The sequence below is a fragment of the Trichococcus palustris genome, assembly GCF_900114465.1.
GTDB lineage: Bacteria > Bacillota > Bacilli > Lactobacillales > Aerococcaceae > Trichococcus > Trichococcus palustris.
Map to the genome: position 1 here is coordinate 192,675 of NZ_FOTD01000002.1, position 12,339 is coordinate 205,013.

A 12,339-nucleotide genomic window follows, 5' to 3' on the forward strand; every position below is an offset into this window, starting at 1 on the left:
TTTCCACAGAATAACCTTCCGTAGGCACCGCGGAAGGTTATTCTTGGGGTGGAGCAATCCGAAAAACCCGGCGACGCCTTTTCGGAAGGTTTTCCCGACATTATCTGGACCAAATAACCCACCGCTGCTGCCCCCTAACCATCAACCGAAAAAATGGAATGCAGGGATTCACGAATGGAACATTTCGCAACAGCCTCTCTGTTGTTGATATTACTTAGAGATTGATAAAATTACGGATGTTCAAACGAGTCAATACATCCACGCAAAAAAGCATCGGGGCGGTTTTCCCCCCGATGCTTTTCTTCATTCTTAAAATTTCACTTTGATCTGTCTAGCGGCGCGCACTTCATCCAGTCGTCTGACCGATGTGTTGTGCGGTGCTTGCGTGACGGTTTCCGGCGTTTCTTCCGCTTCGCGGGAGATGGCGATCAACGCATCCGCAAACTCATCCAGCATCTCTTTGTTTTCCGTTTCGGTCGGTTCGATCATCAACGCTTCTTCGACGATCAGCGGGAAATAGACGGTCGGCGCATAGAAGCCGAAGTCCAGCAGGCGTTTGGCCATATCCAAGGTCCGTACGCCCAGCTTCTTCTGTCTGTTTCCGGATAGGACGAATTCGTGCTTGCAGATGACCTGATACGGCGTTTCGAAGTCCGCTTCCAGGCGTTTGCGCAAGTAGTTCGCATGCAATACCGCGCTCTCGGAAACTTTCCGCAACCCGACAGGCCCCATTGTCCGGATGTAGGTATAGGCACGGACAAGGACACCGAAGTTGCCGTAGTAGCCTTTCACTTGGCCGATCGTGTCAGGATAATCGCTGTTCAACACGTAGCTGCCGTCAGCTTGCTTATCGACGCGCGGCACGGGCAGAAATTCTTTCAGGAACGCCTTCACGCCGACCGGGCCGGCACCAGGGCCGCCGCCGCCGTGAGGGGTACTGAAGGTTTTGTGCAGATTCAAATGGACAATGTCGAAGCCCATCGTCCCTGGCGTCGTTTTGCTCAAGATGGCATTCAGGTTTGCGCCATCATAGTACAACAGGCCGCCCGCGTCATGGACGATTTCCGCAATCTGTGCGATATCACGTTCGAACAGACCCAACGTATTCGGGTTCGTCAGCATCAAGGCTGCCGTTTCGTCGTCGACTGCTACACGCAACGCGTCCAAGTCCACCAAGCCTTCTTCCGTCGAAGGGATGCTTACGACCTCAAAGCCGGCGATGTGCGCGCTGGCCGGGTTGGTCCCGTGGGCGCTGTCCGGTACGAACACTTTTTTGCGTTTCAGGTCGCCGCGTTTCTCATGGAAGGCACGGACCATCATCAAACCGGTCCATTCCCCATGGGCTCCGGCTGCCGGCTGCAAAGAGATGCCGTCCATGCCGGTAATGACAGCCAAATCTTCCTGCAATTCGTGCATCAACTGCAACGCTCCCTGAACCGTCTCGATCGGTTGGTACGGGTGGATGTTCGCGAAACCATCCAAACGGGCCGTCACTTCATTGATTTTTGGGTTGTATTTCATCGTGCACGAGCCCAACGGATAGAACCCGTTTTCCACGCCGAAATTATCTTGGGATAGATTTGTATAGTGGCGCATCAATTGCAATTCGCTGATTTCAGGTAGCTCAGCAGCCTTTTTGCGCAACAGATGTTCCGGTAATTTTGCGCCGATGTCCGTTTGCGGCACGTCGCCTTTCGGCAAGCTGTACGCCACACGGCCCGGACGGCTTAATTCAAATATCACTTTCTTCGTTTCATTCATGGATGCTGTCCTCCAAAACTTCGATAAATTTGTCCATTTCTGCTTTCGTTCTCTTTTCGGTCGCGCAGACCAATAGATGGTTCGGCATAGCGTAGTCCAGCGCCAAATCGTAGCCGCCGATGATGCCTGCTTCCAGCAGGGCACGGTTGGCTTTTTCCGCCGTAACCGGCAAGGCCACGACGAATTCATTGAAGAAAGGCGAAGTGTTCATGACGGTGAACCCTTTTTCCCGGAAAGCCTGCGCAAAATAGGCGCCTTTATCGAAGTTCAGCTGGGCCATCTCCTGTACCCCTTGTTTCCCTAAAGCGGCCATGCAGACAGCCGAGGCCAAAGCGTTCAACGCTTGGTTGGAGCTCATGTAGGAGGTAGCTTTTTCCCGGCGGATATGTTGTTCCCTGCTTTGCAGCGTCAATACGAAGGCACGCTTCCCTTCCAGATCGACGCTCTCGCCGACGATTCTGCCCGGTACTTTGCGGATATTTTTTTGCGTGACGGAGAAGTAGCCGCAATGCGGTCCACCGAATGACATCGGCAAGCCGAATGGCTGGGTGTCGCCGACGACGATATCCGCGCCAAGATTGCCTGGCGCTTCCAGCAGCCCTAGGGCCAAAGGATTCGCCATCACAATCAGCTGGGCGCCTTTTTCGGCAGCGATCGCCTTGATGGCCGCCAAGTCTTCGATCGATCCGAAGAAATTCGGGTATTGGACGATGACGGCAGCGGTATCTTGGGTAACCATGCAACGCAATACGTTCAGGTTCGTCACATCGTTTTCCAAAAGGACTTCGAAGACATCCAGGTTACGTCCTTTAGCCGCAGTTTTTACGACTGCACGGCCGTTGGGATGAACCCCTTGCGAAACTACCACTTCGCTCCGTTTCGTCACGGCAGCCGCAAGCGCGACGCCTTCACTCAGGGATGAAAAGGCATCATATAAGGATGAGTTCGTTGCCTCCATCCCGGTCAGTTCGCTGATCATCGATTGAAATTCAAAGATGGCCTGCAATTCCCCTTGGCTGGCCTCCGCTTGATAGGGCGTATAGGCCGTATAAAATTCGGAACGGGAAATGACCGCATCGACCACGCTGGGAATGTAGTGATCATACGTACCGGCTCCAAGAAAGATCGGCATGTCATTGCTGCTGACGTTTTTTGATGCCATTTGACGCATGTACGTCAACAACTCGGATTCCGAGATGGCTTCCGGGATATCCAGGTCCCCTTGCAGGCGGATCGCCTTCGGGATGTCGGTGAAAAGATCCTCTATGCTGTCGACGCCGATGACGGCCAACATTTCTTTTTCATCTTCAGCCGTATCGGGTAAGTAACGGAAACGTTCTTCAGTCATTTTAAGCCTCCTCTGCAGCGACGAAGGCTTCGTATGCAGCGAAGCTCATCAAGGCATCTAATTCAGTTGGGTCGGAAAGACGCATTTCCAGCATCCAGCCGCCTTCAAAAGCTGCTTCATTGATTGTTTCCGGGCTTTCGGACAATGCTTCGTTTTGTTTGGTGATGGTGCCTGATACGGGTGCATACACTTCCGAAACGGATTTTACAGATTCAACAGTGACCACTTCGTCCCCTTTTGCGACTTCATCCAGCCCTGTTTGGTATTCGACAAACACGATGTCCCCCATCAGTTCGGCTGCGTGTTCCGTAACCCCGATGCGGATCGTATCATCAGTCAGTTTTTCTACCCATTCGTGTTCTTCCGTGAAATAAAGTTTTTTTGCATCAGTCATGATAATCTCCCTTTCGCGCCCAGGCGCTTTATCTATTTTTATTTTTTATTGGTCTTCATCATTTATTCCGTTTATAGAAAGGCTTCTTCACCACTTCGGCAGCAACCATTTTGTTGCGGATCTCGATGTTGATGACCGAGCCGATTTCGACGGCATCGGCCTTCAGCAGCGCCATGCCGATGCTTTTCTTCAACGTCGGCGATTGGGTGCCCGAAGTCACTTCGCCGATTTCCTCGCCGGCAACCGAGAATACTTTATAGCCATGACGCGGGATGCCGCGATCGATAGCCACGAATCCGAATATTTTTTCCGCCAAACCTTTTTCCAATTGTTCGGTCAATGCGGCCTTGCCGATGAAATCAGCTGCTTTTTTGGTTTTGACGGCAAAGCCCAATCCGGCCATCAACGGCGTTATCTTATCGGAAAGTTCCTGCCCGTATAACGGCATGCCTGCTTCCAGGCGCAACGTATCGCGCGCCCCCAAGCCGCATGGCAGCAATCCGTATGCTTCCCCGGCTGCAAGCAGTTTTTCCCACATCGCTTGGGTTTGGCCGCTTTCCAGATAAAGTTCAAAGCCGTCCTCGCCGGTGTAGCCTGTACGGGAAACCAAAACATGCGGAATGCCCGCAACAACTTGGTCATCCTTGAAATGATAGTAACCGATGCTGGTCAGGTCCGTCGCGGTCAAGCTTTTCAAAATCGCTTCCGCATGCGGCCCTTGCAGTGCGATCAAACCGAGTTCATCGGAAATATTCACGAGCGTCACGCCTTCTGTTTGGTGTTCCCGCATCCAAGGGTAGACCTTTTCGGTATTCGATGCATTGCAGGTCATGATAAAGCGTTCCTCATTTATTTTGAAGATGATGACGTCATCCACTGCGCCCCCATCCGGATAGCACATGATGTTGTATTGGGCCTGATTCTGTTTCATTGCCGTAACATCATTCGACAGCAACGCGTTCAAGTACCCTTCCGCTCCCGGTCCGGATATGACGATTTCGCCCATGTGGGAACAATCAAATAGTCCCGCTTTGGTTCGAACCGCTTCATGTTCGGCCATTATGCCGGAAAACTGGATCGGCATTTCCCAGCCGCCGAAATCGATCAGCTTCACACCGTTCGCCTTATAGTAGGGATATAACGGGGTATGCTTCAATTGTGTTGTTTCGTTCACTATTTTTACCTCCTTGAATGATAAACGGTTTTATTCGGTTAATACGCGCCGTCCAATATCGTATGTTGTTCGGGCATCGGAATAGCATAGCTCCAGAGATGAAAGCGCTATCGTTATCTATCTTCTATTATTCTATCACATGAATCCGATTATCCCACTGATTTTTGTTTGCAAGCTCCCAAAATTCCGAATCGTTCGTATCAGGAATAAAACCAACCTCATATTAGCACACACTTACTTTTTATCCTAACGATATGCATACGTTGCAATGCAATAAATTCTATTTCGTTCGGTTTTAACGCTTTCAAAAAATATATTTTACCCCTTTGCGTCTTTTATTCTAATTGATAGTTGTATCCGAACACTTTTACATGTAAAATGAATAATTAAAAAGATAAATGAAGATTTTCTTTCTGAATTTTCATTTATGATGAAAAAAACATTAATTTTTGGTAAAGTATACAAGAAGTCATGTACTTATTAATTCGGTGAGGTGGAAAAAATTGAAAAAAGTTTTAGTTGCAAATCGCGGCGAGATTGCGATACGTGTGTTTCGTGCACTAACTGAGCTGGGAATCCCTACTGTGGGTGTTTACGCTCAAGAAGATGAAGGATCTGTCCATCGTTTTAAAGCGGATGAAGCCTATCTAGTGGGTAAAGGGAAAAAACCGATTGACGCTTATTTGGATATTGAAGATTTAATACGCATCGCTAAAGATGCCGGCGCAGATGGCATCCATCCTGGTTATGGTTTCTTGTCTGAAAACATCGACTTTGCAAGACGTTGCCAAGAGGAAGGCATCAAATTTATCGGCCCTTCCTTGGAACACTTGGATATCTTTGGCGACAAGATCAAAGCAAAAGTAGCTGCAGTTGAAGCAGGCATCCAATCTATCCCCGGTTCAGACGGTCCTGTAGCGAATATCGATGAAGTCTTGGCTTTTGCCGAAACGTATTCCTATCCGATCATGATCAAAGCGGCTCTAGGCGGCGGCGGACGCGGTATGCGCATGGCCTTCAACGAACAAGAAGCCCGCGAAGGCTTCGAGCGCGCACGCAGTGAAGCATTGGCTGCATTCGGCAGCGATGAAATCTATGTAGAAAAATATATCCAAGACCCTAAGCACATCGAAGTGCAAATATTGGGAGACGAACACGGAAACATTGTCCATCTTTATGAGCGGGACTGTTCCGTACAACGTCGTCACCAAAAAGTAGTGGAAGTGGCTCCATGTGTAGCCATGTCCGATGAAATGCGCCATAAAATCTGCAATTCCGCTCTACAATTGATGAAACATGTCGGCTACGTGAATGCCGGTACGGTCGAATTCCTATTGGAAGGCGATCATTTCTACTTCATCGAAGTGAACCCGCGTGTCCAAGTGGAACACACCATCACGGAAATGATCACCGGGATTGACATCGTGCAATCGCAGATTTTGATTGCACAAGGACAAGATCTGCATAAAGAAATCGGCATTCCGCAACAAGAAAACATCCCTTTGATCGGGGCTGCCATCCAATGCCGGATCACTACGGAAGATCCGTTGAACAACTTCTTCCCTGATACCGGAAAAATCAATACCTACCGTTCTCCAGGCGGTTTCGGTATCCGTTTGGATGCCGGTAACGGTTTCCAAGGTACGGTCGTAACGCCGTTCTTCGACTCCTTGTTGGTGAAGGTCTGCGTGCAGGCTTCCACATTCGAGCAAGCTGTCCGTAAAATGGAGCGCGCTTTGATCGAATTCCGTATCCGTGGCGTGAAGACAAACATTCCTTTCATGTATAACGTCATCACACACCCTGTCTTTGTGTCCGGCGAAGCGAAAACGACCTTCATTGACACAACGCCTGAGCTGTTCGAATTCCCTAAAACACGCGACCGCGGTAACAAGACGATGCAATACATCGGAAACATTACGGTCAACGGTTTCCCGGGCATCCAAAAAGGCCACAAGCAATTCTATGACAAACCGAGAATTCCGACTGATTTGGTTGTTCCCGAAAAGAAAATCATCACCGCAAAAAATATTTTGGATGAAAAAGGTCCAATGGCCGTCAGTGAATGGATCAAAGAACAGGATCGCGTCCTATTGACGGACACGACTTTCCGCGATGCCCATCAAAGTTTATTGGCAACCCGGATCCGCACGCATGAAATGGAAGCCATCGCCGCTGAAACGCAAAAAGGGATTCCACAATTGTTCTCTTCTGAAATGTGGGGAGGCGCCACTTTTGACGTAGCCTACCGTTTCCTTAGCGAAGATCCATGGAAACGATTGAGAAAACTGCGTTCACAAATGCCGGATACTTTACTGCAAATGTTGTTCCGCGGTTCCAATGCGGTCGGTTATCAAAACTACCCTGATAACGGTCTGGAAGAATTCATCAGACTCGCTGCTAAAAACGGCATCGATGTTTTCCGTATTTTCGACAGCCTGAACTGGACAAAACAAATGGAGAAAAGCATCCAGTATGTCCGCGACTCTGGCAAGATTGCGGAAGCGGCAATCTGCTACACCGGGGATGTCAATGATCCGAACCAAACAAAATATACGATCCAATACTACAAGGACATGGCTAAGGAATTGCAAACTTTGGGAGCACACACCATCGCCATCAAGGATATGGCCGGCCTATTGAAGCCACAGGCTGCTTATCGTCTGATCAGCGAGTTGAAGGATACGGTTGACCTGCCGATTCACCTGCATACGCATGATACAAGCGGAAACGGCATCTATACATATTCAGAAGCGATCAAAGCGGGCGTTGACATCGTTGACGTAGCCATGAGCGCCATGAGCGGTACAACCAGCCAACCGAGCATGAGCAGTCTGTTCTATGCTTTGCAAGGATCTGAACATGAACCAAACATCAATATCGAGAATGTCCATAAAATCAACCGCTATTGGGAAGATGTCCGCGATTATTACGAGGAATTCGAAGGCGGCATCCAAACCACTTCAACAGAGGTCTACGACCACGAAATGCCGGGCGGCCAATATACGAACTTGCAACAGCAAGCGAGCGCAGTCGGCCTGACCGATGAATGGGACAAAGTAAAAGAAATGTACGCTGACGTGAACGACATGTTCGGCGATATCGTCAAGGTGACGCCTTCCTCCAAAGTAGTCGGAGATATGGCACTCTTCATGGTCCAAAATAAATTGACCGAAAAAGATGTCTATGAAAAAGGCGAAACCATCGATTTCCCTGAATCAGTAGTTGGCTTCTTCAAAGGCGATCTAGGTCAGCCGACCGGCGGATTCCCGGAAAGATTGCAAGAAATCATCTTGAAAGGCAAAAAAGCCATTACCGAACGTCCGGGCAGCTTGCGTGAACCGATCGATTTTGTTGCCTTGAAAGCTGAACTGGAAGAGAAAATCAAACGCCAAGCAAGCGAAGAGGATGTCATCAGCTACTTGATGTACCCGCAAATTTTCTTGGATTACGTTACGATTTACGATAAATTCGGGGACGTCACAAAACTGGATACCCCTACTTTCTTCCACGGCATGCGTACGGGTGAACAAATTGAAGTGCAGATCGAAAAAGGTAAGACTTTGATCATCAAATTGAATCAAATCGGTGAACCTGATTCTGACGGCATCCGCATCCTCTACTTTGATTTGAACGGCCAAGGCCGTGAAATTGAAGTAAAAGATATGAGCATCACGAGCACGAAAGCCATCCGCAAAAAAGCGGAGCCTACCAATAAAGAGCACGTCGGCGCAACCATGCCGGGTTCCGTGTTGGAAGTATTGGTTAAACGTGGCGACCGTGTCGCTCAAGGCGATCCTGTCGTGATCACCGAAGCAATGAAGATGGAAACAATGATCCGTTCAACAATCAACGGTGTCGTCGATCAAATCTACGTCATCGACGGAGACCAAATCGAAGCCGGTGATCTATTGATCGAAATCGAAGCAAAATAACAAATAGCAATGCGAAGGGAGCAGAAACGATGTGAGGAACATTTTTCTGCTCCTTTTTGCATGCTGTGATAAGCATCAGGAGGAACTGCGTTGAAAAAAGAATTGCGACAAAAATTAAAACCCTATGTACACTTGACCCAGTATTACGAAACAGATCAGATGAAAATCATCCACCATTCGAATTACATCCGTTGGTTCGAAGAAGCGCGCGTCGACTTTCTTGATCAAATCGGTGCGAATTACGCAAAAATGGAAGAACTGGGCATCACCAGCCCGGTGCTCTCGGTGGAAGCGCAATACAAAGCCATGGTCCGCTTCGGTGATTCCGTCTATATTTTGCCGAGCATCGAAGCCTATAATGGCGTGAAATTGACGCTGAGCTACCGCGTCCTGGATGCCGTTACCGGTGAATTGCGCACAACCGGGAAAAGCCAACACTGTTTCTTGAACGAGGAAGGCCGCCCGCTCTCCCTGAAAAGGACGCATCCCGACATCCACCGCTGTTTTAAAGCTTATCACGAACACATCTTCGAAATCTGAGGACGTCATTGACACTTAAATAAAGTAAAAGGGGATTGTTGAATTGGAAAAAAACAGTCTGTACTTCGTCCTGCTTTTAGCCGTCATGTATATCCTCACCCTTTCCAGCGTCAAAGGCAAGCTGGGGGAATATTTCATCAACCAGCGTTTGCGGCGACTGGACAAAGAAAAATATATCCTCCTGGAGGATGTGATGATTCGGAATGGGGATGCCAAGACTGCCCAAATTGATCATATCGTTGTCTCTGTATATGGCATTTTCGTCATCGAAACGAAGAATTATTGTGGCTGGATTTTCGGTAATGAGAACGGCAAATATTGGACGCAGGTCATCTACAAGGTTAAAAACAAGTTCCTGAATCCCATCATCCAAAACAAAGGCCACGTAAAAGCTTTGAAGGCATTATTGGCAGATTACCCGCTTGCAACCTATATCCCGATTGTCGTTTTCTCCATCCAATCCGATTTCAAAAAAATGGACGTCCAGTCGGAAGTCATCTTCAGCCCCAAATTGATGCGGACGATTGCAAAATATAAAACAGAAACGCTCTCTGCAGGTGATATGAACCAGATTGCTGAGCTGATCAAAACAGCGAATAATGTTGGTGCCTCGGCAAGAAAAGAGCATGTGCAGCGCATCCACGAAACGATTTCAATGGAAGAACAACACGTTTCAGAAAAGATCTGCCCGCAATGCGGCGGTGAGCTGTTTGAACGGAAAGGGAAATACGGCAGCTTCACCGGATGCTCCCGCTATCCATCTTGCCGCTACATAAAAAAAGCATAATGAAATAAGAAGGTGCTGCCTCATTTGGAGACAGCACCTTCTTATTTGTCTTTTAATGGAACTTTTTCTTCATCGAGGATGCTGATGAAGCGGTCCGTCAAATTGGCGGTAAACCCCCACAAACGGTGATTTTCTAAATGATAGAACGGCACCGAATGCACCCCGATCCTGAACTTATAATCCTTGCCGTTCGGAATCAGCTCAAACGGGAAATCTTCGGGATGATCCAACTGGACAGTCGATGAATAATAGGTCGGTTTATTCTCGACAAAGTACGCCAATGGCATCGTGAAAAGCTCCTGCACCTCTTCGTTGAAGTGGATGTCTTCCAATTTGATGTTTACGATTTCCCCGACAAAACAGTGGATGATCGCATATTCATTCACGATGTAATCCATTTCGCCCAGGATTCGGATATTGTCCCGCGAGAGGTTCAGCTCCTCCATCGTTTCCCGGATCGCCGTTTCTTCAAAGCTTTCATCCGATTCCACAGAGCCTCCGGGAAAAGATGTTTCCCCCGGTTGCGAGATATTATGGCCGCGAACTTCATATAAAATATGCAGTTCATCTCCGACCTTGATCAAAGGGAGCAATACCGAGAAATAACGGTGCTCACCGACCGGCTGAACCAAATGATTAGCCAAAACTGTTTTTATTTCCTCCAACATCTTATTCACCACCCGCTTTTCTTCTATGCAACCATTATACACTATTTACTTCGAATTCGAAATAAAAAGGTTTCAGCTTATCCGCCGATTATTTTTACATGGAAGCGGCGGTTGCGCGGCCCATCGAAATCCCAGAAATAGACGCTTTGCCATATACCGAGAATCAACTTGCCATCCGCGATGATCAGCGTCTCGCTGGCGCCTGTCAGCGATGATTTTAGGTGGGCATCGGAGTTGCCTTCCGCATGCACATAGCTGGCCTTGTTCGGAAAAGATTCGGCATAGCCCCTGTTCAGGTCTATCTTCACATCCGGATCGGCATTTTCATAAAAGGTAGGTGTGGAAACTCGTGACTTCAGTCATGAGAGGAAACACCTACGGTCTCAACTCCTTTGTTTTAAAGTATAGCCGTATCCGTCATTCCTTTGGATGATGCGGCAATGTTTGTAACTAACCCCTTGCACAACTAATCCGGTGCTTTGGATGTTGAAATAACCGCTTTTGCGAACAGCCACTCGTCCGAGGTGAATGCCTTTCTTCTTGCCGTTTGGCACGGTTGCTCGGACGACGTCGCCCGTCTGAAAGCTGAAAAACTGCTTTTGGCGTGTCAGTTGCTTGGTGATGATGCCGCAACTGTTCGTCCGGCCGCGGAACCGGCTGCCTCGTCCATAGGACTTGATGCACAAAACCTTGTCTGTTACCAAACGATAGCCGCTGGAAGGGATTCTGCCAACGCATAAAGCGTCATAATAGTGTTCTTTCGGCAACCCCATGCCGGTCGTGCGGTTGTATTGCGTCTGTCCGCCGGTGCCTTGGCTTATGTGTGGCAACAACTTTTCTAAGTCAGCCACCAAATGGTGTCGCATGCTGTTGGCCCAAGCCGCATAGCGCAGACCGATGAACGTTTTGTTTGTCCTTAGGATTTGCTCTATCCGTTTAATGCGCGTCTGGTCGAGTTTGGTTTTGGAGCTTTTTAGCCGCTCCACGTATTCGGCCAGCGTGCGATTGTCCTTATCCTGATTGCACGTATGACAGGCTACATTCAAGTTGCTCAGGCGGTCGGAACCGCCGCGGGACTTGGGATGCATATGCTCCACTTCCAGATGTTTGTCTTGGGAGAGGCCACCGCAATATTGACAGGCATGGCCTTTCTTTTCCAACAGGTAATGGCGGATTTCGTAACCCATCAACGTGCCTTGCTGGTAGACCACGTCCGTAATGGAAGCATTCTCCATCTTCTGCATGTCGAATTTGACGGATTCCACCGCCGCCAACTGAATCATGCAGAGATTTCGCATTTTCTTGACGAAATGTACGATATCCTGCTCAATCGACACAACGGACGGCGGTAGCCATCCCTCCGGTCTGCGGGTATCCGCGTTGAATTTAGAATCCTTCTTTTTAAAGCTATTTCCCCACTTGGGTTTACGGTACCGCGTCTGCAATAAAGCAACGATGCGCTCTCCGCGGTGTTCCAGTTCGGCAAAGAAAACCGCATGGGCTTCACTGTCTACTAAGGCAACGCCTGTTATTTTGGCGCCCGGGTCCAACTTAATCTGATACGTTTTGTCGGCGGTGTGCGCCGCATTGTCCTTCAACCGGATGGTAAAGGGGTACTGCTTATGTATGGTTGCCGAGCCGTCACGAAGAAGTATCCGTGCTTTTGCAGGCGTACAGTTGTCCATTGGTTGTTTTTGTTTGCTTAACACGAATACCATTTCGTTCAGCTCCT

Annotated in this window: 10 protein-coding genes; 3 read left to right on the forward strand and 7 right to left on the reverse strand. The window is 48.7% G+C overall.

All coding sequences use genetic code 11. The annotated features are described in order from the left end of the window. Positions 1-309: 309 nt before the first annotated feature. From gcvPB to gcvT, 4 genes are read right to left on the reverse strand one after another with little or no spacing between them, the layout of a single operon-like run. A complete protein-coding gene (gene gcvPB / locus BM101_RS02270) occupies positions 310-1,761 on the reverse strand; it encodes an aminomethyl-transferring glycine dehydrogenase subunit GcvPB (RefSeq protein ID WP_087029856.1) in 1,452 nt (483 codons plus the stop codon). After that, a complete protein-coding gene (gene gcvPA / locus BM101_RS02275; protein WP_087029854.1) occupies positions 1,754-3,109 on the reverse strand; it encodes an aminomethyl-transferring glycine dehydrogenase subunit GcvPA in 1,356 nt (451 codons plus the stop codon). Before gcvPA ends, gcvPB begins: the two co-directional genes overlap by 8 nt. A gap of 1 nt (position 3,110) precedes the next feature. Beyond that, positions 3,111-3,503, reverse strand: a complete 393-nt coding sequence (gcvH, locus tag BM101_RS02280) for a glycine cleavage system protein GcvH (RefSeq protein ID WP_087029852.1) — start codon at positions 3,501-3,503, stop codon at positions 3,111-3,113. A 58-nt stretch (positions 3,504-3,561) separates the two neighbouring features. Beyond that, positions 3,562-4,677 (reverse strand): glycine cleavage system aminomethyltransferase GcvT, encoded by a 1,116-nt coding sequence (gene gcvT / locus BM101_RS02285; protein ID WP_087029849.1) that lies wholly within the window; start codon positions 4,675-4,677, stop codon positions 3,562-3,564. 503 nt (positions 4,678-5,180) lie between these two features. On the opposite strand from gcvT, the gene BM101_RS02290 reads away from it, so the two are divergent. From BM101_RS02290 to BM101_RS02300, 3 genes are all read left to right on the forward strand, one after another. Further along, positions 5,181-8,612: a pyruvate carboxylase gene (locus tag BM101_RS02290; protein ID WP_087029846.1), complete on the forward strand. Its 3,432-nt coding sequence runs from the start codon at positions 5,181-5,183 to the stop codon at positions 8,610-8,612. 90 nt (positions 8,613-8,702) lie between these two features. Then, positions 8,703-9,152, forward strand: coding sequence for an acyl-CoA thioesterase (locus BM101_RS02295; protein ID WP_245825555.1), 450 nt, complete (start codon positions 8,703-8,705; stop codon positions 9,150-9,152). 43 nt (positions 9,153-9,195) lie between these two features. After that, positions 9,196-9,939: an NERD domain-containing protein gene (locus BM101_RS02300; protein ID WP_087029843.1), complete on the forward strand. Its 744-nt coding sequence runs from the start codon at positions 9,196-9,198 to the stop codon at positions 9,937-9,939. A 41-nt stretch (positions 9,940-9,980) separates the two neighbouring features. Here BM101_RS02300 and BM101_RS02305 read toward each other — a convergent pair whose 3' ends face one another. The 3 genes from BM101_RS02305 to iscB form a co-directional block, all read right to left on the reverse strand. Next, complete coding sequence (locus tag BM101_RS02305; protein ID WP_087029840.1) at positions 9,981-10,607, reverse strand: NUDIX hydrolase; 627 nt, start codon at positions 10,605-10,607, stop codon at positions 9,981-9,983. 77 nt (positions 10,608-10,684) lie between these two features. Further along, the gene (locus BM101_RS02310; protein ID WP_087029837.1) at positions 10,685-10,966 is read right to left on the reverse strand and encodes a secondary thiamine-phosphate synthase enzyme YjbQ; all 282 of its coding nucleotides are present in this window, start codon (positions 10,964-10,966) and stop codon (positions 10,685-10,687) included. Positions 10,967-10,990: 24 nt separating this feature from the next. Beyond that, entirely contained in the window at positions 10,991-12,325 is a 1,335-nt protein-coding gene (iscB, locus tag BM101_RS02315; RefSeq protein ID WP_087029834.1) for an RNA-guided endonuclease IscB, read from the reverse strand. Between the last annotated feature and the right edge of the window lie 14 nt (positions 12,326-12,339).